Annotated in this window: 24 protein-coding genes; 17 read left to right on the forward strand and 7 right to left on the reverse strand. The window is 49.0% G+C overall.

The features are described from left to right. Positions 1-105 precede the first annotated feature (105 nt). Genes MKX59_RS06455 through MKX59_RS06465 form a run of 3 tightly spaced genes read left to right on the forward strand, consistent with a single transcriptional unit; the run spans position 106 to position 1361 of the window. Positions 106-462, forward strand: coding sequence for a hypothetical protein (locus MKX59_RS06455; RefSeq protein ID WP_025719486.1), 357 nt, complete (start codon positions 106-108; stop codon positions 460-462). After that, positions 405-647, forward strand: a complete 243-nt coding sequence (locus MKX59_RS06460) for a helix-turn-helix domain-containing protein (RefSeq protein WP_071642683.1) — start codon at positions 405-407, stop codon at positions 645-647. Before MKX59_RS06455 ends, MKX59_RS06460 begins: the two co-directional genes overlap by 58 nt. A 54-nt stretch (positions 648-701) precedes the next feature. Next, complete coding sequence (locus tag MKX59_RS06465) at positions 702-1361, forward strand: hypothetical protein (protein ID WP_023990070.1); 660 nt, start codon at positions 702-704, stop codon at positions 1359-1361. A gap of 116 nt (positions 1362-1477) precedes the next feature. On the opposite strand, the gene MKX59_RS06470 is transcribed toward MKX59_RS06465, so the two are convergent. Further along, positions 1478-3055, reverse strand: coding sequence for an esterase/lipase family protein (locus MKX59_RS06470; RefSeq protein ID WP_023990069.1), 1578 nt, complete (start codon positions 3053-3055; stop codon positions 1478-1480). Between the two features lie 195 nt (positions 3056-3250). Between MKX59_RS06470 and MKX59_RS06475 the strand changes: the two genes are divergently transcribed. Next, positions 3251-4213 (forward strand): YhcN/YlaJ family sporulation lipoprotein, encoded by a 963-nt coding sequence (locus MKX59_RS06475; protein ID WP_340857825.1) that lies wholly within the window; start codon positions 3251-3253, stop codon positions 4211-4213. A gap of 105 nt (positions 4214-4318) precedes the next feature. Here the strand turns inward: MKX59_RS06475 and nagA are convergent, their stop codons facing one another. Genes nagA through MKX59_RS06490 form a run of 3 tightly spaced genes read right to left on the reverse strand, consistent with a single transcriptional unit; the run spans position 4319 to position 7132 of the window. After that, complete coding sequence (nagA, locus tag MKX59_RS06480; RefSeq protein ID WP_340857826.1) at positions 4319-5539, reverse strand: N-acetylglucosamine-6-phosphate deacetylase; 1221 nt, start codon at positions 5537-5539, stop codon at positions 4319-4321. Then, positions 5536-6264, reverse strand: a complete 729-nt coding sequence (gene nagB / locus MKX59_RS06485) for a glucosamine-6-phosphate deaminase (RefSeq protein WP_340857827.1) — start codon at positions 6262-6264, stop codon at positions 5536-5538. Before nagB ends, nagA begins: the two co-directional genes overlap by 4 nt. Position 6265: 1 nt before the next feature. Further along, complete coding sequence (locus MKX59_RS06490; protein ID WP_023990065.1) at positions 6266-7132, reverse strand: MurR/RpiR family transcriptional regulator; 867 nt, start codon at positions 7130-7132, stop codon at positions 6266-6268. A gap of 357 nt (positions 7133-7489) precedes the next feature. Between MKX59_RS06490 and MKX59_RS06495 the strand changes: the two genes are divergently transcribed. From MKX59_RS06495 to MKX59_RS06550, 12 genes are all read left to right on the forward strand, one after another. Further along, complete coding sequence (locus MKX59_RS06495) at positions 7490-7768, forward strand: acyl carrier protein (RefSeq protein WP_013311713.1); 279 nt, start codon at positions 7490-7492, stop codon at positions 7766-7768. Positions 7769-7817: 49 nt separating this feature from the next. Further along, the gene (locus MKX59_RS06500) at positions 7818-9011 is read left to right on the forward strand and encodes a radical SAM/SPASM domain-containing protein (protein WP_023990063.1); all 1194 of its coding nucleotides are present in this window, start codon (positions 7818-7820) and stop codon (positions 9009-9011) included. Positions 9012-9066: 55 nt separating this feature from the next. Next, complete coding sequence (locus MKX59_RS06505) at positions 9067-10443, forward strand: peptide ligase PGM1-related protein (protein WP_023990062.1); 1377 nt, start codon at positions 9067-9069, stop codon at positions 10441-10443. Positions 10444-10460: 17 nt separating this feature from the next. Continuing rightward, complete coding sequence (locus tag MKX59_RS06510; RefSeq protein WP_023990061.1) at positions 10461-10706, forward strand: acyl carrier protein; 246 nt, start codon at positions 10461-10463, stop codon at positions 10704-10706. A 37-nt stretch (positions 10707-10743) separates the two neighbouring features. Beyond that, positions 10744-11829 (forward strand): hypothetical protein, encoded by a 1086-nt coding sequence (locus tag MKX59_RS06515; protein ID WP_256704510.1) that lies wholly within the window; start codon positions 10744-10746, stop codon positions 11827-11829. Positions 11830-11898: 69 nt separating this feature from the next. Further along, positions 11899-12891 carry an ABC transporter ATP-binding protein gene (locus MKX59_RS06520; protein WP_023990059.1) on the forward strand — a complete coding sequence of 331 codons (993 nt, stop codon included), beginning with the start codon at positions 11899-11901 and terminating at the stop codon, positions 12889-12891. Continuing rightward, positions 12881-13687 (forward strand): ABC transporter permease, encoded by an 807-nt coding sequence (locus MKX59_RS06525; protein ID WP_028541504.1) that lies wholly within the window; start codon positions 12881-12883, stop codon positions 13685-13687. The genes MKX59_RS06520 and MKX59_RS06525 overlap by 11 nt, the downstream gene beginning before the upstream one ends. Position 13688: 1 nt before the next feature. Next, positions 13689-14501, forward strand: a complete 813-nt coding sequence (locus tag MKX59_RS06530) for an ABC transporter permease (RefSeq protein ID WP_023990058.1) — start codon at positions 13689-13691, stop codon at positions 14499-14501. Positions 14502-14550: 49 nt separating this feature from the next. Then, the gene (locus MKX59_RS06535; protein ID WP_076295582.1) at positions 14551-16083 is read left to right on the forward strand and encodes a hypothetical protein; all 1533 of its coding nucleotides are present in this window, start codon (positions 14551-14553) and stop codon (positions 16081-16083) included. A gap of 17 nt (positions 16084-16100) precedes the next feature. Then, complete coding sequence (locus MKX59_RS06540; RefSeq protein ID WP_023990056.1) at positions 16101-17261, forward strand: hypothetical protein; 1161 nt, start codon at positions 16101-16103, stop codon at positions 17259-17261. Continuing rightward, positions 17258-18346, forward strand: coding sequence for a Gfo/Idh/MocA family protein (locus tag MKX59_RS06545; protein WP_340857832.1), 1089 nt, complete (start codon positions 17258-17260; stop codon positions 18344-18346). The genes MKX59_RS06540 and MKX59_RS06545 overlap by 4 nt, the downstream gene beginning before the upstream one ends. Before the next feature lie 83 nt (positions 18347-18429). Then, a complete protein-coding gene (locus MKX59_RS06550; RefSeq protein ID WP_053326007.1) occupies positions 18430-19842 on the forward strand; it encodes an alanine racemase in 1413 nt (470 codons plus the stop codon). Positions 19843-19932: 90 nt separating this feature from the next. On the opposite strand, the gene MKX59_RS06555 is transcribed toward MKX59_RS06550, so the two are convergent. Genes MKX59_RS06555 through efeO form a run of 3 tightly spaced genes read right to left on the reverse strand, consistent with a single transcriptional unit; the run spans position 19933 to position 24034 of the window. Further along, complete coding sequence (locus tag MKX59_RS06555; RefSeq protein WP_340857834.1) at positions 19933-21762, reverse strand: FTR1 family iron permease; 1830 nt, start codon at positions 21760-21762, stop codon at positions 19933-19935. A 24-nt stretch (positions 21763-21786) separates the two neighbouring features. Then, positions 21787-23151: an iron uptake transporter deferrochelatase/peroxidase subunit gene (gene efeB, locus MKX59_RS06560; protein ID WP_340857835.1), complete on the reverse strand. Its 1365-nt coding sequence runs from the start codon at positions 23149-23151 to the stop codon at positions 21787-21789. Between the two features lie 4 nt (positions 23152-23155). Further along, positions 23156-24034 carry an iron uptake system protein EfeO gene (efeO, locus tag MKX59_RS06565; protein ID WP_023990051.1) on the reverse strand — a complete coding sequence of 293 codons (879 nt, stop codon included), beginning with the start codon at positions 24032-24034 and terminating at the stop codon, positions 23156-23158. 305 nt (positions 24035-24339) lie between these two features. Here efeO and MKX59_RS06570 point away from each other — a divergent pair, with 305 nt between their 5' ends. Next, positions 24340-24567 (forward strand): helix-turn-helix domain-containing protein, encoded by a 228-nt coding sequence (locus MKX59_RS06570; RefSeq protein WP_007431813.1) that lies wholly within the window; start codon positions 24340-24342, stop codon positions 24565-24567. Positions 24568-24829: the final 262 nt, after the last annotated feature.

A 24829-nucleotide genomic window follows, 5' to 3' on the forward strand; every position in this document is an offset into this window, starting at 1 on the left:
AAATAAGAACAAATGTTCTGTTTTGGTTGTAAAATAGGTTTGCAAATTACCCTATAGTATGAGGATTTAGAAAAAGTCAAATCCAAAGAGAAAGGGTGATTTACAATGGATAAGTCTCAGCTAACATTGGTGGAACAATATCGAAAGAAGCTGTACCGCATTGCCTGGAGAATCCAGTATCGTGCTCGGGTACAAACCAATCATGAATTTGTAATGGAAAAGAACGAAGCCGTCAGCGCCCCATCTTTTACAGAATCTTCAAACTCTAATATGTACACACTACAGCTTATCAACTCTCTATCTTCTGAGATCGGAAAAATGATCATCTTTGACCTTTACATACTAGACAAAACCGAAGCACAGATTGCAAAAGAGTTAAAGCTATCCCAACAGGCGGTGAATAAATGGAAAAAGAAAATGCTCAAAGAGTTATTTCGGATGCTGAGTTCGTCCAATTGCTAAAATTAGTACGAAGTGGAGATCAGGAGGCCATGTGTAGGATACTTCAATTGTTCGAGGAAGACATTCAAAAGACCAGTCGGTATATTCGTATGTCCCGTGAAGATGCTGTCCAAAGCATTGTGACTGATTTTATAGAAGAACTGCAACAAGAGTTAAAGACAGTAAAAAGTGGACAATGGATATAGCCTTGGCTATCCTTATCCGTAGATTTACTTATTTAACGGAGGGCTTATAAGTTTATGAGTGATAACAGGGCTTCTTTTGAAAAAAGTATGAAGATGTACCCAGTCAACAGTATTCGTTCCAATGTCATCATTCTTGTTTCATTACTGTTAGATCTGTTTCTAGTTATCCCCTTAGTGGGAAATCCATACATTGCAGTTTACGTTTATGTACTGTTGCCACCGATTGTTATGATAAACATTTGGGCCCTTGTACTGGTCATCATGCCACGCAAATTGCAGTTGAATTACATTTTATTCCGTGGTGTATTTGGTTTGGTTTGTTCTATTGGCTTCATGATCATGACACAAAAGTTTGCTTATGGCATGTTGGATCTGGATACTCCATGGTATTTTGTAGGTTCTTTTGCCCTTTATGGAGTGGCCTTGTATTACTTTATAAAATATAATTTAACGAAATTCAAAGATCCTTCAAATCATAAGAAGAAACCAAAGTTTAAGGAAAAAAACAAAAGAGCGCCTGTAGTAACTATCACCACATTTACTGGGGCTGGTTATCTGATAGCTAATGTTTCCCTCGGATTCGCTACACAACAATTAGTTGCCACAGTATTGATAAGTGTATACTCGATGCTGGCATGTGTTCTTTTTCATTTTATTATGGATATACACCACTACTATTGGCTTCATAAGCTGAGGAATCAGACAACGGATTGAACACAACGAATGCCTTACAAAGTATTATTTCTATCAAGATGTTTTGTAATGAAAAAAAGCCTGCAAACGCCCCAACTATAATGGGGGTTTGCAGGCTTTTTAGGTTGTAGATTTATTTAGTCAACATACTTGTTGCCGTCAGCATCAATATAAATGGATTGAACAGCTGTGCGGCGGTACGGATATCCAGCCTCTGTGGTGCCGCTAATTTCATAGGTTACAGAATAGATGCCGGGCTTGTCCGCTTTGGATAGCTCAATTTGTCCGGTAGGGTTAACGTTTTTTTGCTGTACCGTCAAACCTTTGGATGTAGAAGTGACTCCTTGCTGCGGATCACCATAATATTGAACTTGGTAGGTGACTTGTGTAACACTGTTCGGGGAATCCTGTGGTTTCAAATTTAGCTTCGGGCCCACTGCATTTAAATTGTATTTCAGCTCAGGAACTTGAACAGCCTGGTAACGTGCAATCAGGAGATACGCTCCATTATCAGGAACCGTGACGTTCAGTTTATAGGTGCCCGGTTTTGGATTTTGAATGACGGCGTTATGATGCCAGGCACCAGCAAAAATATCGTCATCATAGCCTGCTTTCAGATTAATAATTTCACTAGTACCGTCAGGCTTGGTTAGTTCCAGTTTACTCACACGTTTATCGCTGATCCAGTCCAGATCAATGGATTTTACACCATTTTCAACAGTGAGGGTTTGTGAGGCTTTTCCATTATAATCGCCGCCTCGGATAAAATATGAATTATCGATCTCGCTATAGGTGGATTGTGAAGCAGAAGCAGTCAGGGAAGATGCTGAAAGTGCCTCAGTTTCCTGATTCAATGCTGGAGTGTTCGCTTGGAGGTAGGGTTGGATCAGGGAGAAGACGTAAGAACCAGTGCGAACCTTGGCATGATCCCAAGATCCGACTTTAACTACACGTCCGCCGGGAAGCTTAGCGTTGTCGACTGTGACCACTCCATCATTCTTACCAAAGGAGGAGAGGTAAAGTCCGCCCAGTATGTAGGAAGCAGTGCCGCCAGACCAGTTATCACCAGCAAACGTGAAGAATGGAACTGTAGTCGCATTACTAAGTGAATCGGTCTTGGTTCGGAAATACTTCATATAAGATGTTTGTAAAGTGGAGGTACCGGGATTTTGTGACCCGACGATATCTGCCAGCCATCCGGCCCAGCTACTGTAGGCGAGATCTGCAAGTTGTGAACCATGATGAGGACTGCTGAGGGTGATGACACGTTGTACATAAGGAGCGGCTCCGTTATATACGAGAGCGGTTTGAGTATCCACTCCACCTTTGCTGTGGGCGATGACGATAAGCTTTTTTCCAAAGTGATTGCTGATGACCTTAATTTTGTCGGCCAGAAGCTTACCATTGTCCCACATATCTTGGGATGTGCCAGTTGTATCGTACAGATTAATGGTGGCTGTCTGGTATCCGGCGTCACGTGCGCGCTGAAGCATATCGTTATCATTCTTGGTCCAGACTTCAGCGCTACTGTTCAAACCATGTACGAACAATAGTGCGGGCTTGGCTGGATCAACGCGATTAGGTGGTGGACCTTCTGCCCAGCTTCCGGCGGGATCTTTTGGGGGTTGGGGTGTAGTGGAGCCTGCAAAAGCACCAACGGGAACAAGAGTAACTGATAACAAAAAAATGAGCATCAAAACGGTGATCTTTTTCAAACTGAAAATCCTCCTTTGTAAAATAAAGTATTTTTCAAGCTTATTATACATGCCATCTTGTGGTAAATCATCAATTGTATTTCATATTTACATTAAAATTTTATTTTTTTAGTCATTTTTTAGTCAGGATATCCCTATGATTCATAGCGCATGATAATCTCGTCACACATTTTATAATGTATGGAGGATGAGTTCATGCCAGGAACTAAGAAGGTCATCAGTTTTACGATTTCTGCTGCTTTACTCGCCAGTATGGCTGCTTTGACCGGGTGCGGAAATGCCGATCATAACGTTCGTACGAACAGTACACGCTATAACGCGCAAAGCACACATCATATGGATGGTGTGAACCGTTATGGTATGGATGGTGTCAATCGTTATGGGGTTAAGTCCAATGGTATGGACGGGATGGCATTGAATGAAAATGCCAACCGAACCGGACATCCAGTCCGTAATCTGCAAGTCGATCGCAATTTGTCCAAACGTATATCCGAGATGCCGGATGTAAAGTCTGCGACAGTGCTGGTCGGTGAACGGCATGCCTATGTAGCCGTTTCCTTGAAAGACCAAGCTAACGGAACAGGTGTTGGTGTTCCAAGTGTTGACGGTACTCCAAGTGCAAATAGTATTGGACGTAACGGGAATGTACCGAGTGTGAATGGCGTTAATGGTACTAGAGGAAACCGTACTACGGATACTACAACGCCTGGAATGACAGACAATGGAGTAACCAGGAATGGAACACCTGCGCGTCGTGATGACGGTTTATTCGGTACGATGGGTACAGGCTCGTACGGTATGTTGCGTGGCTTGACGGACAACAATCGCGCAAATACCGGAAACACCACCATCGAGGGAGCAAGAACTGCATATGAACCAAGTGATGCAGTCAAGAGCCGTATCGCGAATAAAGTGAAGCAATTTGCGCCTTCGATTGAACAGGTGTATGTATCCGCTAACCCGGACTTTGTTAAACAAGCCACTGACTTTACACACAGTGTGCAAAATGGTCATCCGATTAGAGGCTTGAGCAATGAAATGGTAGATGTGATTGAACGTGTATTCCCAACTCCGGCGGCTGGTACAAACCGTCCAATGGAAAATACAGCACCCACACGCCCACAAAATCATACGCCCGCGCCAATGAATCATCGCTAATTCAAACCCTATAAGTGTGTGCAATGCCAAAGAAAGAGCTATCCATCTCAGCGAATACGCTGGTGGATAGCTCTTTAGTTTTGGGGAATGATAACTATAACTGAATTATTTGCGCAATCCTTTAATCCATACGCCTTGCAGCTTTAAGTCTCCATCCAGTAACAGGATGTCTGCTTGTTTACCTGCTTCAAGCGAACCTGTACGATCAGCAATGTGCAAGGATCGAGCCGGATTCAGGCTGGCCATTTGTGATGCCGCGGGAATACTTATACCCACATGTTGAACCAAGTAGCGGAAGCCTTCAATCATCGTTAGTGTGCTTCCTGCCAAAGTGACGCCATCCTCCAGTCGTGCTACACCGCCCTGCACGATCACCGGCAAATCGCCGAGCGTATAATGACCGTCTTCCAGACCAGTAGCAGACATGGCATCTGTGATGAGAATGAGATTATGATCCTGCTTTAATCTAGCGAGCAGGGAAATGGCGGCGGGATGCACATGAATGCCGTCCGCGATGATTTCTGCTTCAATGCGCGGATCAGCGAGTACGGCTCCGGCGGCTCCCGGCTTGCGATGATGCAGCGGAGTCATAGCATTAAATGCATGCACCGCATGATTCAGCCCCGCCGTCGCTGCCTGTTCAACCTCTTCATACGTAGCATCCGTATGACCGAGAGCCGCGGTAATGCCATGGCTACGCAGCCATGCAATCAGTTCCAGCGCTCCTTCCCGTTCGGGCGCAAGCGTGAGCTGGCGAACAAGGCCTGGATAGCGCTGCTCCCATTCTGCCACCCATGAGAGATTCGGTGGCACGATATGTTCTGGGTTTTGCGCTCCAGGCCAGTTCGGACTGATGAACGGCCCTTCCAGATGTACGCCCTCCAACTGAGCATAGGGCATAGGTAGTGCCATGTATGCGTGAACTTCACTCAATACCCGGTCAATCTGTTCCTTGGGCGCGGTCATGGTGGTAGCCAGCATAGCCGTCGTTCCTTGTGAACCGTGAAAGGAGGTGATCGTATCCAGCACCCTTGAACTGGAGTCCATAAAGTCCTCACCGTTACCGCCGTGAACATGAATATCAATAAAGCCTGGTAGCAGATATCCTCCTTCCAAACGCACAATGTTTGCGGTTTTCGCTGCGCTTTCTTCCTGATTTGCCAAGACTACCGCTGTCCAATCGGCGGGTAAATGCTCTTCTGAACCAGCGAATACAATGGATTGCCCCTCAATGACGACAACCCCTTTTTCAATGATGTCATTCCCAACGACGACTTGCCCATACAGTAGCTGGGGTACGTTACCACTCATTTCATCTGACTTCAATTGAACCATCCTCCCGCTTTCTGATCTAGTAAAATAAGTACGTTGGGGTGACATTGCAGCAGAGAAGCCGGACACTCAGTCGTGACGGGTCCAGTTAAAGCCTGCTTTATAATATCAGCCTTATCCGCACCAAAAGCCACCAGTATAATTTGCTTCGCCTTAAGAATCGTGCCTACTCCCATCGTAACTGCTTGCCTGGGTACAGCATCTATATCGCCAAAAAATCGGGCATTCGCCGAGCGCGTACTTTCTTTCAAATCTACAACATGTGTGGCTCCAGTCAAGCGGTGACCAGGTTCGTTAAAGCCGATATGACCATTATGACCAATGCCAAGCAATTGCAGATCCACGGGTCCATGGTCCAGAATGGCCTGCTCGTGCGCTGCACATTCTGCTGCCAGATCCAGTGCATTCCCGTCAGGGACACGTGTATGGGATATCGGAATATCGATATGCTGGAACAAGTGCTCATTCATAAAGCTTCGATAGCTCTGCGGATGTTCTGGGGGAAGACCAACATACTCATCAAGATTCACGGAATAGGCTCGTGCAAAACTGACCTGTCCCTTGCGGTACATATCTGCAAGATGTTGGTAAATGCCAATCGGCGTACTACCGGTGGCCAGGCCAAGCATGGCCTGTGGTTTGGATAGCAGCAAGCTGGCGATCACAGCGGCGGCAGTAGCGTTCAGGTCCTCACGGCTGTTCAAAATGCGTATGTTCATCTTAGTGACCCCCTGGTTGTTTTTTGAGCTTGCTCACTTGTTGATACGAACCTTCCAACCTCGGAATATATTTGTCAAAATCTGCGCTCACCATACCTGTAAACAGAATATCTATGATATGAAGCTGGGCGATGCGGGAGGCCATATCCCCACGTCGCATTCCTTCCTCCAATGAGGAGGAAAATAGCGCAATATCCGCAAGGCCTGCCAGCGTATTGTTTCCGAAGGAGGTCAGGGATAATGTCTTGGCCCCCTGTTCCTTTGCACAACGTAGAGCCGCAATGGTCTCCTGGGTTTCCCCTGAATAAGAGACGGCGAAGGCGACATCTCCCGCTCCGAGCGAGGAGGCAGAGGTAATCTGCATATGCGAATCTGCAAAGGCAGTGCTGTTCTTGCCAATACGGATGAGCTTCTGGTAAAAATCCTGTGCCACAATCGACGATGTCGCCATCCCATAGAGATCAATGCGGCTCGTGGCTGACAGCCATGCAATGGCCTGCTCCAGCTTGTCGTAATCCAGCAGTCGGGTCGTGTCCGCAATGGATGCGGTATGGTTCGCCTGAATAGCCTGCACGATTCGGGAAAGTGAATTTCCGGCGACAATATCCTGATAGGATTCTTCACCATTACGGTTGGAGTGGGACAACTCGGCGGCCAGCTTCATTTTGAAATCGGGATAGCCTTTAAAATGTAGTGATTTGCAAAACCGCGTAACGGTCGCCGCGCTCACACCACAACGCTCTGACAGCTCCCGAATACCCAAATGCAGCACATCTTCCGGGGATTGCAGGATGGATTCCGCCAGCTTGCGCTCCTGTACGGGAAGCTGCTCCAGTCTATGGGCTAATGTATGAAGAATGGGGGACATGAGCTGTGCTCCTTTGGCTGTAGAATGTTTGTGTGAAAAAAAGTATCGTATACAAGAAGAATATAAGGAAAAACATTTTCATGTGTATTGTAAAATAATTCTGCCGCTCATGCAAGAGATGTGAGGAGAATTTTTATTAGATTTTGCGAAAAAATAGCCGGCGAAAATTGTAGAAGTTATCATACATTAATTTACATATTGCGAGTTTTACTTACAAAACAACCTATTGACTTGTCTCTTCATTGGAGGAGTATAATTGAATAAAGTTCCAGTGAAGGAATTTTTCTAGGAGCTTTCTTTGCAGAGGGCATCGTTGGGTGGAACGAACAGAATCTCATTCACAAGGAGGAGTTTGCTATGCAAAGCCAAGTGATTGAAATGATCAGCGCGGTTAAGGAAGATCCTGAACTGGTCGCTAAGCTGGATGGACATTCGGACATTATTCATGATGCCGGACTGGATTCGTTGCAGTTGGTTCATTTCATGCTGCAAGTGGAGGATGCGTTTGATGTGGAGATTGATTTTGATTCCTTTGAGCTAGAGCATTTGAGCTCGGTAGATGCGTTTTGCAGCTACATTCAGGGGATCAGCGATGCGGAACAAGCGCCGCACCTGGAGGGAATGGAGACGGTCTGACGTACAGCTTGGTACATGTGCCTGAAAATCCATTAAACGAGGTGTTAGCATGCAGCCCAAAAGCAATGTGCTGATTGATGAGAAAGCGTTCAAGCTCATCAAGCGTAACCTGAAAAACGCTTCTGTATCTTACCGTAACGCCACACAGGACCCTACTTTCAAAACGGACATGCCCCAGACGATTGGCATTAAGCTGACCAACCGCTGCAACCTGAGATGTACACACTGTTTTGAATGGAACGAGGAAGGCTACCATCACCAAATGGATAAAGAAGAACAAAACATGGATCTTGCTCCGGACATGCTCCGGCAGATTTTGAGCGAAACCAAGGAAGCCAAGTCCAGACTGTACATGTGGGGCGGCGAACCGATGTTTCACCGGCGTTTTGATGAAATTTTGGACGTGCTGGCGGAAGATCGGCGCGAAATGACCTTTTGTACAAATGGATTACTTATTGATAAATATTTGGACCGGATTTTGGATTTGTCCGAAAATCTGGAGTTATTAATAGCGATTGAAGGTTTTGAAAGAGAACACGATCTAATTCGCGGTAAAGGCACCTTTCAAAAAACAATGCGGCAGATGGATAAGCTGATTGAACTGCGCGACCAGGGATTGTACAAGGGACGGGTAACTGTCCATGCGGTCATTAACGATAACATGATCGGACGGATGTACGAATTTCTGCAAATGCTGGAGGACAAAAGGCTGGATCTGGTGCTGCTGACGTTCCCCTGGTACATTTCCAAAGAGACCTCCCTCAAAATGGATGAATATTTCACACATAATTTCTCCTGGCTCCGACAACTTGAAGAAAAAAATATTAGTAGCTGGCATGCTTTCAAATATAAAATCAACCCGGATAACATCGATCCTCTGATGCAGGAACTACAGCGGATCAATGAGCGAGTATGGAACATTCGCGTGCGCTATCAGCCCGGTTTGGATTATGAGGAAATTGATAAATTTATACATGGCGAGGAAATGGTCAGCCGTTGTTCCAATCATTGTTTGGCGCTCACCTCCAGAACAGATATTTTACCAGACGGGAAGGTCATGCCTTGCAAATTTTTCAGTGAATTCACGATTGGAAGCATGCGTGAGCACAGTCTGAAGGAGATATGGAACTCAGATGCGTATGAGAAAACTCGTCAAAAGATTAATCATGAAGGATTGACTCCGGTGTGCTCCAAATGCAGCGTATTGTATCTGCACGGGGCAGGCTCTCTGAAATACATTTAGTTTTCTATGGATGTTGTTTGTTACTGGATGGAAGAGAGAGGGATGATGACAAGACGTGACGACTAAAACTATTAACCTTGTGGAAGCGCTTGCGCATGAACGGGACCATGGAGTCCTGATTTGGCTGTTTAATATCGGCGCAGAGCAAGTGTGGCATCCATCCCCCCGCAAGGGGGGCATGGTAGACCGGGATGAACAGCAAGTCGTAAACCGGATGGAGGAAATGAATCTCCTGCTATGTCGAAGTCAGGATGTCATTGTACTTCGGGAACAGCCGGATGAGGCGTTTCTGGACATGCTCCAACGGTTGGGCTTTAGCCTGCCGCGTATTGAGGTGCCGGAGCCTTCTGATCCGCTAACGCCGATTTCAGAGCTGGTGCTGGCGGATGAGGCGCTTTTGGCACGACTGCGCACGGTTGCAGATGCAGGCCACAGCAGCGGCGGAGCCAAAGCGTGGCTCGTCCCCTATGCGGTCACACCGCAGGAGGAAGCGATTGCGGAGCTTTGCGGGCTAGAGCTGATCGGTGCTCCATCCGCGGTCAGTGCTCAGGTGAATGATAAAATATTCAGCCGCCTGACCGCGCAAAAGCTTGGTTTTGCCGTCAGCGAAGGCGCTGTATGTGCAGACGAATCGGCGATCCGCAGGGAGTGTGCCAGACTGGCTGACTTATCGGATGGACCTGTGAAGCTGATTATCAAGCAACCGCACGGTGCCTCAGGACAAGGCATGTATATGCTGGACGAGCTGTCCAAGCTGGACACACTGCTGAGTGTGATGAAGCGTTTTGGCGGCTCGTCGCCATCTTCCGGCGGTTGGCTGGTGGAGCGCTGGCACAATAAGCAGATGGATCTGAACTACCAGCTCTGCATTGACGAGGGCGGTGGTGTGACGATGTTTTCGCTAAAAAGGCAAAACGTGGATGGCACCGTATATATCGGATCTCAAGTGCCGGCTGAGATTGGCGATGCGCTGGAGGAAGAAGTGAGACGCTGCGCCTATCAGCTGGGTACGCATCTCTATTCCATTGGGTATACGGGAATGGCCTCTATTGACGGTTTTGTTGACGAAGAAGGTTTGCTGGTTCCAGTCATTGAGATAAATGGTAGATTTACGTTGTCTACCTATATTTCGTTCCTGTCATCCGTCCTGGGAGAACAGCATAAAACATTATCCCGTTATTACCGCAACGTTACCGCTACACCTCTCACCTACAGCCGCTTGTGCGGGTTGCTCGCGGAGGAGGGCTTGCTCTATACGCCCGAACGTCCAGAAGGGGTGTTTGTGTATACGGCGGGTACATTGTCTGGTATTCCTGTGAAGCGGGGCTATGTGAACCGGATTTTCACACTTATTTTGGCAGACAGCTGGCAGGAAGCTGATGCTTATGCGCACAAATTGGAAGGTATTATTGCTGGATTAGGATGCTCATAAATTGGAGGGAATCAAAAATGAAAACAGATGTATACCATGTAGTACCCTTGCTGGAAAAGATTTTGAAACTGGCTCCGGGAGAACTGGAACAGTTGACTCCGGATCAGGATCTGCGAACCTTGGGGCTGAATTCCTTATCCGCTGTGGAATTAATTGTAGAGTTGGAAAATGAGCTTGATATTACGATGGAGGACGACGATCTAGTGCTGGAGCATCTATCTACACTGCAAGGCATCGAGCGTCTGCTGGGCAAATATGCATAAGGGCGCTGAAAAGACAAGGTTGATGCAGGAATCCGATATGGAGACTCGTCATGATTCCGTTGTGGACTATGGTGCAGAAGAAGTCGCAAACGCTCTTCCAGGGAAACATTGTGTATATTCTTCCCTGCGTACCTCATTGCGGAGGTACGGGGTGAACATGGCCGAATCCGAGCTATTCATGCTGTGTGGAAGTATGTGCGCAGAGTACGGTGGAGATTTGAAGCGCTTCGGACCTGAGAAATATCCGGAGCAGCTTCAAGAAATGGCAGCCAGTGGTGGACCTGTTATTCGGGTGGAACCGTGGGTCGCTGGTGTCAGCGATGAAACCAACCTGTTGCAGGTGCTCACATCGGGCTACGGTACCATGCTGCATACGTCGAGCACCGCTTTAACCTATCACGATGTATATGTGAAAAATTACCCAAGGGGCCACGTGATTGAGTTGTGCGGGTTGGACTTGCAAGAACGGACAGCACAGGTGAATGACAGCTTCCTGCTCGATTCCTCGGGACATGCCATGACTTATGTGGGCTCAGCCCGGCTCGACGATCTGATGCAGGGCATTATTGAGTATGCATGGCTGGTGGAGCAGCCTGCCCCGCTTTCGCCAAGTGAGATGCATGCTGCGTGTGCTCATCATATTCGACAGTATTTGACTGGACACGAAGCCATCTGGAGAGGCGTACCTACGTCTAATGAGTCGGAAAGTCAAACGGGGAAAGCTGTGACAGGCAAGCAGGTCAAGCGGGGAGATGAGGGGTACCGGGCATTTGTCGGTGACTTCCATCTGTTGGCAGACATGGAGGATCAGGATTTTCGGACGTACTGTCATGAAATCTATTACAATCTGCGATTGGGCAGTGCCCTTCATTTGACGGATTATACAGCTGATTATTGCCTGCTGCATCAAGCTACGCTGGGACCACAAACACAGCATGTAATTGAATTGGCACAGGCGCTGTACGCGGATTGGCACAAGCTTAATCTGCATATTTACAAAACAGGGCTTCAATTGCGCAAGCATCGGATGCCTGAAATTACGGAACGAGCTTTGCATTTAATTGAAAGACAGCGGCATATGCTGGAGGAACTGATGATTTTAGCAGAGCAAGCAGCCGAGTAGTCCAAGCATTCGGCCGTATAAGAAACGTTCATCAGGTGTCCTGCACAGAGGAAAGAGGAGGGGAATTGATTGCCGTCCATTACATTAAACCAATTGTCGAAAACATTTACGTACTACAAAAAGGAGCCGGGCGTGCGCAAATCGTTACAAAACTTGTTCAGGCGTGAGCAGCTGACCAAAGAGGCTGTGCAAAATGTCAGCTTTAGCATTGAGGAAGGCGAAATTGTCGGATTTCTCGGTCCAAACGGGGCGGGCAAAACAACGACGCTCAAAATGCTGTCTGGCATTCTCCATCCCACGGACGGGGAGGCATCGGTACTTGGCTTTACCCCGTGGAAACGACAAAAAGAGTTTAAACGTCAGTTTTCCATTGTAATGGGACAGAAAAACCAGCTCTGGTGGGATTTGCCTGCAAGCGAGTCATTCGAGCTGAACAAGCTTATCTATGAAATCGATGAAAACCGTTATAAAGAGGCACTAGAAGAACTGGTCACCCTGCTTGGGGTGGAGGAGCAGCTTCATGTGCAGGTTCGGCGGCTGTCTCTCGGCGAGCGTATGAAAATGGAACTGATCGCCGCGCTGCTGCATCGTCCACGGGTCATTTTGCTGGATGAGCCGACCATCGGACTGGACCTTGTTTCTCAGCGGCGGATTCGAGAGTTTTTCAAAGCCTATAACCGCACGCACCGGACAACCATCCTGCTGACAAGCCACTACATGAAGGATATTGAGGATTTGTGCAGTAGATCCATCATTATCAGCGGGGGCAGATTGGTCTATGACGGAGACTTACACAAGGTGAATGAGGTCATCGGTGCCCGTAAATTACTCAAGGTTCGACTGGAGACCCCCGTATCCAGCCTAACGTTGGCGAGCCTCGGCAAACTTCGCTCCAACTCGGAGCTGGAGGCGGTATTTGAGCTGGATGCAGAAGATACCTTGGCTTGGTCCAAAAAGATTTTGGACGCACTGCCTGTCGTTGATTTTACGATTGAGGACGTCCCGCTGGAAGAGGGGATAGCCAATTTGTACGATGGGGGCAGGCTGGCCGATGCGAAATAACAAATATGTGAAGGTACTCCAGCTTGGTATGCAAAACGAAATGGAGTATCGGGCTAATTATTGGCTCCAAATGGCGGGATTTATGTTGCCGATCATGACGCAAATTTTTCTCTGGCTAGCTGTATTCGGTTCTTCGGGACAAGCAAGAGTGCTGGGCTATTCTCTGCCAGAAATGCTGGTGTATGTGGTCATGGCGGGAGTAACTGGAAAACTGATTGCTACGGGCTTTGAATACGAAATTGCTACAGATATCAAGGAAGGTGGACTGGCAAAATTCATGGTACAGCCTGTGCATTATTTTGCTTACCGTTTTTGCCGGTTTATCGGAGGCAAAGTCATACAGTCTGCGGTCGTGCTGCTGGCGGCTGCTATTTTGCTGTTATGTCTTAGCCTGGAAGGACAAATCAGCTTCGGGCTATCGTACATCCTGCTTTACATATTGGCGTTGCCGGGAGCGCTTGTGCTTAATTTTGTGGTCTATTATGCGCTGAGCGGCATAGCCTTTTGGGTGACGGAATCGGCGGGACTATTTTATACGCTGTCGCTTGTCATTTACGTAGCTAGCGGTACCGTGTTTCCGCTGACGATTTTTGGAGATGTTTTGGCCCGTCTGTTCAGTCTGCTACCGTTCAGCTACACCGTATTTTTTCCGGTGAATGCGTTGACGGGCAAGCTGACTGTGCTGGAAGCCGCTAAAGGCATTGGCGTGCAATGGCTCTGGATTGTAGTGCTGGCGGCCCTATCACGCTGGGTGTGGCAAGCCGGGGTCAAACGCTTTGTCTCGGTGGGGGGTTAACATGAAAAATGTTTTCCGAAACGTTAGGCGCTACATCAGACTGTACTGGAAGTTTGTCCAGTTTTCTGTCATGTCGCAGATGGAATACCGCATTAATTTTATAACTGCATTTCTGGTTGAAACGGCTTATTTGCTCATCAAGCTGCTGTACGCATCGGTTCCATACCGCGCTGGGACGGATATTAATGGCTGGTCTCCTGACGCCATATTGTTATATATCGGCGTGTTTACGATGATGAGCGGATTTTATAGTGGATTGTTCTACAGTAATTTTACAAGCCTGCCTGACAAAATTCGTACCGGCTCACTGGACGTGCTCATGACTAAACCCGTATCGCTGCAATTTATGGTAACACTGCGTCAATTTGAATTGGGCTATACCGTGCCGAATGTAATTGGCGGCGGAATTATGACAGGGGTCGGCTGGCAACGACTCGGATTGCCGTTTAATTTTGAAACTGTAGGAGGGTTCTCTGTGCTGCTTGGATGCGGGGTGCTTACGGCATACTCCGTATTTTTGCTCCCTCAACTGCTAGCCTTCTGGATCATCCGCACGAACGGCGTTACGGAGCTGTCCAACAGCATTTTCGAGACAAACTATGTGCCGATGGCCGTGTACAGTAATCTGATTCAGCGTATCGGTTTGTTCGTGCTTCCGGTGTTTGTCATTTGTAATTTTCCGCCCATGTTCATTCTCGGCAAAATGGAAACCGGGTTAGTGGTATGGGCATTTCTCGCACCTCTCTGGCTGCTGGCGATCATCCGCCTGATATGGCAGTTTGCTCTACGTGATTATACGAGCGCGAGCCAGTAGCGCTACCGTGTAGTAGGCCAATAATGAAGCAGGAAAGGAAGCGAATCATATGAATGCGATACCGAATCAGCGTCATTTGTATATGGGAACGTTCGAAGCGGAGGTTTACTGGCGGGATGCCCAGTTAGCTTCCTTGCCAGCCCTGCCAGACCGGGCTTCTTCTGCGATTGTAGCAGCCATGGATGAACTGCTGTTCAGCTTTTGCCAGCCGGGAGATGCGTTATTGACCCGTTATGCCATTTCGCCCGTACAGCGTCAGTATATCGCGCAGTTGGGCTTTCATCCGGCTGTCAACGAACGGGACTTGACCGATGGCATGGAGCGTGCAGGCAATGTGTCGACCGCATCAGTATTTGAACTGCTGGGCAGTCGCAAGGCCGATGCCGGAGAGGGGTTTCCTCAACTGGAAGGCTGTGTGCTTAGCCCGTTTGCGGGTTTACCGCATGTGGAGGAGGCTGCACGTGCTTGGGGAATAACACTGCATCAGCCGCCGCTGGAAACGATTCGCAAGGTAAATGCCAAAACGTATTCCTCTGATCTGAAACGCAGTCTTGGTCTGCGCAACCCGGGCTATATTGTGACTTCGTTTGCAGATGTTGCTGAGGCGGGGCGTAAGCTGCTACGGGATGGAAGCTTTTTAATCAAGGATGATTTTGGCGTATCGGGCAAAGGAAACCTGCACATTACCTCGACACAAATGCTGGACCGGATCGTATCGTATTTGCGTGGACAGGAGCGTAAAGGCAAACAGGTGCTTTTCCTTTTGGAGCCTTTTCTGGAGAAAGAGCAGGATTTTTCATGCCAATTTACGATTGGTGATGATGGAAGTGTCGATATCTTATCTGTACAATGGCTGGCTAACACTCAATTCTCCTATCGGGAATCCTTGTCGCCGGACGGGGCATTTTTGGAGCGGCTGGAGCGCGAGGGCTATTTTAGCTTGATGCAGGATGTGGGACGGCAATTGTATCAAGATGGTTATTATGGCGATGTTTGCATTGATTCCATGACACTTCGTGGTGGGAAGCTGGAGCCAATTATCGAAATTAATGCTAGAAAGTCGATGAGTTTGATCAAGCATCAGCTCGATACCTTTCTGGCCAGGAAAAATATGCGTGGCACGCTGACGAATTATTCGCTGTCCCATGATGGCAGTCTATCCTATGAAGAACTGCTGGAAGGGCTGAAAGGTGAAGGATTGTTGTTCACAGGTGAACGTGAAGAAGGCGTCATGCCTCTGGGTGCCAATACGTTATATGTGAACACAGGTGGACGAGATGGCGAGAACAAGATTGTGGGCCAAACAAGCACGCCAAGCAGAAATGCAACTGGGCGCGGAGGCAGATCATCTGCCAAGCAGGTTCGTGTGAGCGGGATTGGGGCCAGCGATGGCGGATCAGAAGGGAACGGCTTGGGTAAGCCAGACTTGAATGGTGAAAAAGAAACCGCTGGAAGCGAACGTGTACGAGGCAAGGGTCGTCTTTATTTGGAACTGGTTGCTGCGAGCGATGAGGAAAAAATGCGATTGACTACAAAGCTGGAGCGTTTTTTGGCAGAGCATCATTTTACAGTGCTGAATTAAACGGGAGGCGTATGAGCATGCGTAAGAATACGGATAAGCTTATGAAGGTAACGATTTTGTGTTCCGGTTTCGGATTGGGCTTTTATACCCCTGGCTTGTTGTTGCAAGCGGGTCTTCGCAGGCTGGGCGTGGATACGGCGATTCATGTATTTGAAAATGTGCTGCCAGAATCGGCCCGTCTCAAGGTCGACAAAAGCCGCAAAGCTTACCATGACAATTTTGCGGTGGCCTTAATGTCGCAGAAGGTTCCGCAGGATATGCGTAATTCACTGGATCTCGCTGCGATGGAAGTGCTGCTGAACCAATGGATGGAGGAGGATCGGCGGTATTTTATATGCTTATCCGGTCATTGGATGTATGTACTGGAGGAGTATCGCAAGCGCAGAGAACCGGAGTCGGTGCATGTGGACATTGTGTATATGGATTCGACACCTTCTCCTTCCTGGAAAAATCTAGCCAAGCATAACCCACGTTTTGCGGATGGCTGTGGAGAAACGACCTTTTTTGAAAATGATAACAATAGAGTCAGCCACTATATTGATGTACCGGCCGTGGAGTATGTACCGTTTGAAGCACGGCAATCCCGCTTATTCGTACATGGCGGCGGCTGGGGCATGGGCACCTACCGTGACAAGGTTGGACGGTTGGAAGAAGCGGGCTGGGAGCTGGATCTGCTGTTGTATGATCAGGATCAACCGGATGAACAGCGGGACAGTATACGCTATTTTCAGATGGACCCGCAGTGGAGGACATGGCAGCGAAATGAAGCCGGAGAGCATACATTTCCACCTTTCGGAGAGGTGAAAAGAGGCGAGAAGACAGTGTATCAGGTTGGACCGGATTACCATAGCATGCTGGACCAAGCATGTCGTGTCCAGGCCATTGTCAGCAAGCCAGGTGGTGGCAGCCTAACCGATTCGTTCGCTACAGCCACTCCACTCATTATGCTGGAGCCATTTGGTGTGCATGAGAAGCATAATGCGGATCTATGGGAACGGCTTGGACTGGGTATGCGGTACGATACGTGGATACAAACCTATGACGGCAGTGCTCAGATACTGGAGGATATGCATCGCAGGATCGTAGAGCTGCGCAGTCGAACGCCGCGTTATATAGAGTCCTATGTGAATAGCATCCAAATGTCAGCAAGCTCACTGGGAATGGAGCAGGGGTCATGAACGCTGCCGCGGCTGCGCAAGAACCTGCGATGCGAGATATTCGCTTTGGGATCATTGGCTGTTCTGCTATTGCTCCGCGTGCCTTGCTGGAACCGATCCGACATGTAGCAGGGGCACGCGTGACCGCGCTTGCGAACCGCACGGTTGCCAAGGCAGGAGAAATGGCAGATCGTTTTGGCGTCAGTGTCGTTTATCGTCATGCTGAGGATATGCTAAAGGACCCGGAGATCGACGCTGTATATATTGCGCTCAGCAACGACTTGCATGCCGAGTGGATTGGCAAAGCACTACGGGCTCATAAGCATGTGCTGGTGGAAAAACCGTTATGCCTGAATACGGCTGATCTTGCTCCCTTGGCAGCGACAGTCGAACAGAGTAGCGCTTACCTGCTGGAGGGAGTCATGGTGCAGCACCATCCTTGGCAGCATGAGCTACGGAGGATCGTAGAATCGGGGCGTTATGGTCGCTTATGCTCCATAGAGACGAGTCTATGCATTCCGGCAAAAGAAGGACATGCGGACAATTACAGATCTCGTCCGGAGCAGGGTGGGGGATGCTTTTGGGATCTGGGCGTGTACTGGCTACAGCTGCTTCAAGCCGTCGTTGGATTGGAGCAGGCTGAATTCCACAGTCAATCGGATTTTGATGGTCCTCATGGCTGTGACTGGACATTTCGTGCGCAAGCCCGTTATCCGAGCGGATTGAAGGCATCTGCCCTCTTTTCATTTGAGCGCCCTTATCACTGTGCTCATGTACTGACCTTTGATTCGGCAGTAGTCACTTTAAAGGACTGCTTTCGGGCAAATTTAGGTTTTTATAAAATGACACTCAAGACGGAAATAAAGAAGGATATCATGCCGAATATAACGGATGCGGACGCACTGCCTGTGTTATCACAGACATCCTCGCATACCAAAACGGTTTTCGAGCCTATGAACTATTATGTCAATCAGTTGAATACCTTTTGCAGCATCATCCGGGGAGAAGCGGAGCCCATTCCATTTCGCGAGGCTGCTGAACGCGTCAGACTGCTGGCAGCCATTCATGAAGCAGCACGCTCGGGCGAGACGATCTATGCAGTATGAGTATGATTGTGTTTTCGAGCGGTGGGGAGCGAATGATGCAAAATACTGAGTATCAAGGCAAAGAGAGGAGGGGAATTCAGTAGATGGATAAAAAGGACGAAGCCCTACTGGAGCGTTTCGGCGAGCATCCGACGCCATTTTACTATTATGATGGGGACGCGCTGCATGCTCACGTCAGCTCGTTACTATCCCGATTGCACCCGGCCGTGCGTGTACATTACGCGCTCAAGGCTAATGGTAACGTAGCCTTGGCTGGGTTGCTGCGCTCGTTAGGTTGTGGTGTTGAGATTGCTTCGGCTGGAGAAATGTTCGTCGCTATGGAGGCCGGGTATGCTGCGGAAGACGTGCTGTACGCCGGACCAGGAAAAACAGTAGCCGAGCTGAACGAGGCGGTAGCCTGTGGAATCGGCTGTATTCATGTCGAATCGGTGAGGGAGCTGCGTCTGCTGGAGGACATTGCTGCCCAAGCGGGCCAGCTTGTCAGGGCAGCGGTTCGCATCAATCCCGATAACGACTTGTCTGGAGCAACGATTAAAATGGGCGGTGTTCCGCGCCCCTTTGGAGTGGATGAAGGGCAGCTGGATCACTTTTTTAAGGTGCTGGAAGATTGCCCGCACGTCAATTTTCAAGGTATTCAGGTATATACAGGTACGCAAATGTTGAAATCGGATCAGATTTTAGCTTCATTTGCGAATACGCTGCAGTTGGCAGAACGGGTACAGGCTCAGTATGGTGTGGCAATGCATACGGTCAATTTGGGCGGCGGGTTTGGTGTACCTTATTTTGCTCATGAGCAACCGCTCGATATGGATCACGTCATTGACGGACTGAACGCACTCGCGGAGCAGACCCGAACCCGCATGCCCGGGGTTAAGCTAATCATCGAAAGCGGCAGGTATCTGGTTGCTCAATCGGGCATGTATGTCTGCCGAGCATTGTATACAAAGGAATCCAAGGGGGAGAAGTTTGTCGTGGCTGATGGTGGCATGAATCACTACGCCGCAGCTACTTTTCGAGGACGCCGAATTAGGGACAACTACCCGGTGCGAATTATGCGCAGGCAAGCGGGAGAATTGAAAGAGCCCAAAGAACGAGAAGTGGAAGCAACCCTATGGATGGGGCAGAGAGACGCTTCTGCTCAAACGGCTGTGGCTGTCGAACAATCATTAGAAGAGGTTGCAAACCGAATAGGAGGGCCTCTGGAAGAGGCATCCATGGAGCTTGAGACGGTAAGCATTGTCGGTCCGCTTTGTACACCCGAGGATTGTATTGTGAAAAAAGCGCAGCTTCCTCCGATTCACGAGGGCGATTACATTGCCTTTCCGAATGCAGGTGCCTATGGATTAAGCTATAGCCCACTACAATTTTTGGGACATGCTACCCCGACGGAACTGCTCGATTTTCGTGGGGAGGTGCATGTCATTCGTGAACACGGTGACCGCACAGACCTGCTGCATCATCAGCGCATGATTCCGTTGCCTGAGGATGTGCAGTAAGTATGTAAAAAAACGCCAAACTCATGGGAACCGATACAAATCGGACCTGTGATTTGGCGTTTTTTACATGATGAGTAGGGTAGCATCGACTTATTGTTGCTTGGAGCTGCGCATTTCCTGACGCACAAGCTGCCATACCATAAAGATCAGTACAGCGATTTGTGGGACAAATGTTTCCCAAGTTGGATACATTCCCAGCCAGCTAATGGACGGAAGCGAGGAGGCAGTGTGCCCCGGAAGCTTACCGGCCACCTGAAGCGAATGAATACTTTCGCCCAGGAATCGGAATACGAGATAGTAAATCAGTACAGTGGCAGTCAGGAAAAAGGCGCGAATTGGCAATCGTACACTGAATTTAATGATCGCAAACGCCAGAATGACCAGAATAATCGTCGCTGAGCCAATGCCGATCAGCAATTGTGAAGTTTCGATGGCTGGAGCCATACCGACATAAAAGATAGCTGTCTCGGCTCCTTCACGCAGAATTGCGAGCGCAGAAATCGCAAATAGCGACCACAGGCTTCCTCGTGCCAGCGCGTTGCCCACGCTGTTTTCCACAAAGCGGTTCCATGCGGCAGCGTTGGATTTGCTATGCAACCAGCTACCCACGGTCAGCATCAGCACGACCGCCACCAGCCCGGTGACACCTTCCAGCAGCTCACGCATGCTGCCTGATGCGGCAGCTGCCACCAGTGTGGTGAACAGCACTGCCAGAATTCCGCTCAGCACCAGCCCCGTTCCGGCTCCTGCCCATATCCAACGTCCAGCCACGGCTTCGCCGCTTTTTTTGGCATACGCCAGCAGAGCTGCGAGCACGAGGATGGCCTCCAGGCCCTCACGCAGCAAAATCAGCGCGGCATCCCACGCAGTGTAAGAACGTTCTTCCGTCAACGGACGGAGCCTGTTCAGCATCTGATCAAGAGTCTGAATGGCTTTGTCCGTATTCGGTGGAGAAGACAGCAGATATCCGGAAGTTTCGGTCATTTCATTTTCAATCGCAGTGTAAGACGTCGGATCGGAAATTTGTACATGTCCTTCGACGGAAGGCCACAGAGCGATAAACTGCACTACCTTATCAGCCGCTTGCTCTGATTGATTAGCTACAGCATCTTGGCGTGCGGATTCGAGCAAGGTGACTGCATCGGTCAGAGAAGCTGCCGAACCATTCGCCGTTCCCGTAGCCGTATTGCCTGTATCTGTTCCTTGGCCTGTGTTCGCAGACTTGCCCTGACTATAATCAGACAGCAGAGTCGTTAATTCCTGCATTTCCTTAAGAGCCTGTTCTTGGCGAATAGGCTCAGCTTGCATAGAGATGCGGATGAGACTGATTTTAGTTTCGAGCGAACTGTATACCGGAAAATTGTCCAAACGAATCGGTGTTTCTACCTGATACCAGGCTTTGACGATTCGATCGTAATCCACCCGGGCAGCAGCCCAATCACCTTTTTGCATGGCGGCCAGACTGCCCTTCGCCATGGGAAGCAATTTTTCCGCTGCTTTGGCTCCAGCCGGGGCTGGTTTGTCCCCTTCGGCAGCAGTGACGTACTCATTGACCGAGCGCGCCAGCACGGATAAGGCAGCTTTCGCTGGTTCCCCGCCGCCACTGGCGAGTGTCTGCTCCGCATCGGTGAGTGCTTGATCTACAGCCGCGATGTGAGCTGAATCTCCGCCATTCGTTTTGGCGGCCTCCCACAGCGTGCGGAATTCTTTCAGATCCTTGGAGGCTTCCGTCCATTGAGCTTGTCCCGCCTCCACCAGCGCTCCGCCCACCACAGGCATTAGCTGATCATTGGTGACAGCTTTGGCATCCGTTTGTGCAAAAGCGACCGACCCGGAGCCGGACATGAACGGAGTGACGGTCAGCAGCAGAGCTGTCACCAGCACAAACACCCATCCCAAGCTTTTATTGCGCCGATTCATATAAATCCCCTTCCTTGCCTGCTGCTAAAATAACGTATCCCCGATGTAGCCGCCTTGCGATACACCCGGGAAGCAGGCGAACACCGCACTGCCTTTGTGTACAATGTATTCGTTCAGCTTGTCATTGCGTGCAAGCTTCTCCTGAATATGAACGAACTGCTTGAACAGATCACGCTGGTAGCTGATGAACAGCAGCCCGGCATCCAGCTGCCCTGTTTGCTTGTCCAATCCGCTTGAATACGAATAAGACCTCCGCAAAATATTAATGCTCCCGTCCCCATGAGCCAAAGCCACATGAGAGGTGGGAGGTGTAACTGGCTTGCCTTCCGGATTTTTGGCCGCCAGATCAAGCTTGTCGAACTCCTTGACCTTGCCGAGTGGGGCCCCGCTGCTGCGATGACGTCCAAAAGTATCCTCCTGGTCGCCCAATGTTGAGCGATCCCACACCTCTACCCGCATGCGTACACGGCGTACAGCCATATAACTGCCGTTACCCATCCATGCTGGTCCGTCACTGGTCTGAGTCCACACCAGCCGATTCATCTCGTCTGCCTTGGAGGTGTCCGGGTTCCCCGTACCGTCCTTGAAGCCCAGCAAATTGCGTGGTGTGCTTCCCGCAGGATCGGCCTGTGCTGTTCGCTGGAAGCCTTCCTGCGTCCAGCGAAGCACCGCCGTTCCTCTGGCGATACGCGCCAAATTACGCAGGGCATGGAAAGCTACCTGCAAGTCATTGGCACATACCTGCACTCCGATATCGCCGCCGCACCATTGCTCCTCCAGGGCATCCCCTTGAAAACGGGGCAGCTCACGGAACTCGGCAGGTTTAAGCCCTGCCAGGCCGTATCGTCCATCAAAAAAGGATGGGCCCACACCAAAGGTGATCGTCGTGCGGGATGGCGACAATCCTGCCGCCTCGCCCGTATCGGAAGGAGGGAGGTTGAGATTTTCATTATCGTTGCCAAGGAGCACGCCAGAAGTCATTGTAGCGCTTGCTTCCGTCCAGGCTTTGAAGAGGCTACGCATCTGTTTCTTGTCGCTGGTTGTTAGATCGAAAGCGGCGAAGCAGATGAAATCCTGCGCCGGAGTCACAATACCTGCCTGATGCTTACCGTAAAAAGGGATTACATCTTTGGTATCCGCATCCGTCATCATGCTTTCGAGGCGTTGACCGGCTGACAGCACGGCTCCCACGCCCCCGCCGCCAAGCAGGAGGCCTAGTCCACCTACCCCGGCCAGCTTCAATAGGTCTCGGCGTGATACGGATTTGCTTTTTCCTGACGACTCATCTTCCACTAGCTTCGCATCCTTTTTTACCAGATCAGCCTGTTCATTATGGGATTCCGCATACTGCGGCTTTTCTTGCCCTTTTTGCCGCTTAAAGCCTTTCATATCATTACACTCCTAACAATTTCCCCATTTGGGACAACGGTTCTGCCAAGGCATCGAGGTTTTGGCTCAGCTTTTTAACTTCTTCCGGTTTCAGTTTTGTATACGATACATAGCCTTCTCCGTCTTTAAAAGGAGCCAACTCCTGCTGTAAGGCCGCAAAGCGCTCACCGATTTGTTTTTCCAATGCCGCATCTTTTTGGTTCAGATCTGTTTTCAAAATGTCATATATCTTTTGCGCGCCTTCTACATTGGCAGCAAAATCGTACAAATCCGTATGAGAATATCGCTCCTCTTCACCCGTCACCTTCGAGGTAGATACTTCATTCAACAACTCGACTGCACCCGTTACCATCAGGCTGGCGTCAATATTAACTGTTTCTACTTTGGCACGCAGCAGCTTGGCATCACTCAGCAGTCGGTCGGAAAACTCGTCCATTCCTTTGGTTGTGTTTTCTTCCCATAATGTTTTTTCAATACGGTGAAAGCCGCGCCAATCCGCTGCATCCACATCACCGTCACGTGCATCAATATTCGGGTCAAGATCACCCAGCGCTTCTGCAATCGGTTCAATCCGTTCATAGTACATACGTGCAGGGGCATATAGCGCCTTGGCTTTATCCAGTTCGCCAGCTTTGACCGCGTTCGTGAATTCTTCTGTCTTCTTCACAAATGTATCGCATTGCTCGATGGCATAGGTGCGGTAAGCTGTTACCGCTTGATCAAAATTGGGGGCAGAAGCGGCAGGAGTCGTTGTCTGTGTTGTGGCTCCTGCATCTTTGGTCGTTGCGGCAGGCTGCTGAGTAGCAGTTCCGGTTTGTCCGCAACCTGCGAACAGAATAGAAGAGACCAGCACTCCGGCCGGTACGGCATAACGTAGTTTCATAATCAATGAACACCCTTTCTGGCCAAACTGGCCCTGAACCATAGTCTGTTGCGCGATATCTATATCGAATTTTTATTTTGATAATGATTATCAGTCGCGGTTTTTCTTATCATAAGGCTGGCCCATATGCCTGTCAATACATAATTTAGACACAAAGTCCAACCCATCATTAAAACAGCAAGTAAGGTGCCTATGCCCATTTTTATCCGTATATTGAACCATACCTGAGCACATGACATAAAATGTGTTGACTGTATCCCTTAACCTTGTTACACCACACAAAACCCGAGCAAGGAGGGGTGAAATTGACGAAGGGTAACGACCACAAAAACAAGTTTTTGTTAACTCACCGTGAACGTGAAGTATTTGAACTGCTAGTGCAGGACAAAACAACACGTGACATCGCCGGACAGCTATTTATTAGCGAAAAAACGGTCCGAAACCATATTTCCAATGTGATGCAAAAATTGAACGTAAAAGGTCGTTCACAGGCGGTCGTGGAATTAATCAGGCTTGGCGAATTAAAAATCTGACCTCTCGTTCCTTGCGGGGTACAAAGTCTTCTCGATGATCCTTCGACAGTGAAGGGTGGTCGGGAAGGCTTTTGTTTTGTGAGAATTTTGAAAAAATGCATTTTAGATTGAATAAAAAAGGTTTTATTTTAAGTGAAAAAATTTGAATATATGATCTCATTTCTTATTTCGATATAAAAAGACAAATTTCGACAAAAAATGCTATATCTTTTTTTTGTTATTTAAATGATAATAGTTTTCATTCTCACTTTTAATAATGCTT

It is taken from the genome of Paenibacillus sp. FSL R7-0340 (assembly GCF_038002205.1).
Classification (GTDB): Bacteria; Bacillota; Bacilli; order Paenibacillales; family Paenibacillaceae; genus Paenibacillus; species Paenibacillus polymyxa_B.

Coding starts and splice junctions, on each gene's coding strand:
- MKX59_RS06455 (WP_025719486.1), top strand. CDS start 106: ATGGATAAGTCTCAGCTAACATTGGTGGAACAATATCGAAAGAAGCTG.
- MKX59_RS06460 (WP_071642683.1), top strand. CDS start 405: ATGGAAAAAGAAAATGCTCAAAGAGTTATTTCGGATGCTGAGTTCGTC.
- MKX59_RS06465 (WP_023990070.1), top strand. CDS start 702: ATGAGTGATAACAGGGCTTCTTTTGAAAAAAGTATGAAGATGTACCCA.
- MKX59_RS06475 (WP_340857825.1), top strand. CDS start 3,251: ATGCCAGGAACTAAGAAGGTCATCAGTTTTACGATTTCTGCTGCTTTA.
- nagB (WP_340857827.1), bottom strand. CDS start 6,264: ATGAACATACGCATTTTGAACAGCCGTGAGGACCTGAACGCTACTGCC.
- MKX59_RS06490 (WP_023990065.1), bottom strand. CDS start 7,132: ATGTCCCCCATTCTTCATACATTAGCCCATAGACTGGAGCAGCTTCCC.
- MKX59_RS06495 (WP_013311713.1), top strand. CDS start 7,490: ATGCAAAGCCAAGTGATTGAAATGATCAGCGCGGTTAAGGAAGATCCT.
- MKX59_RS06500 (WP_023990063.1), top strand. CDS start 7,818: ATGCAGCCCAAAAGCAATGTGCTGATTGATGAGAAAGCGTTCAAGCTC.
- MKX59_RS06510 (WP_023990061.1), top strand. CDS start 10,461: ATGAAAACAGATGTATACCATGTAGTACCCTTGCTGGAAAAGATTTTG.
- MKX59_RS06515 (WP_256704510.1), top strand. CDS start 10,744: ATGGAGACTCGTCATGATTCCGTTGTGGACTATGGTGCAGAAGAAGTC.
- MKX59_RS06525 (WP_028541504.1), top strand. CDS start 12,881: ATGCGAAATAACAAATATGTGAAGGTACTCCAGCTTGGTATGCAAAAC.
- MKX59_RS06530 (WP_023990058.1), top strand. CDS start 13,689: ATGAAAAATGTTTTCCGAAACGTTAGGCGCTACATCAGACTGTACTGG.
- MKX59_RS06535 (WP_076295582.1), top strand. CDS start 14,551: ATGAATGCGATACCGAATCAGCGTCATTTGTATATGGGAACGTTCGAA.
- MKX59_RS06540 (WP_023990056.1), top strand. CDS start 16,101: ATGCGTAAGAATACGGATAAGCTTATGAAGGTAACGATTTTGTGTTCC.
- MKX59_RS06545 (WP_340857832.1), top strand. CDS start 17,258: ATGAACGCTGCCGCGGCTGCGCAAGAACCTGCGATGCGAGATATTCGC.
- MKX59_RS06550 (WP_053326007.1), top strand. CDS start 18,430: ATGGATAAAAAGGACGAAGCCCTACTGGAGCGTTTCGGCGAGCATCCG.
- MKX59_RS06555 (WP_340857834.1), bottom strand. CDS start 21,762: ATGAATCGGCGCAATAAAAGCTTGGGATGGGTGTTTGTGCTGGTGACA.
- efeB (WP_340857835.1), bottom strand. CDS start 23,151: ATGAAAGGCTTTAAGCGGCAAAAAGGGCAAGAAAAGCCGCAGTATGCG.
- efeO (WP_023990051.1), bottom strand. CDS start 24,034: ATGAAACTACGTTATGCCGTACCGGCCGGAGTGCTGGTCTCTTCTATT.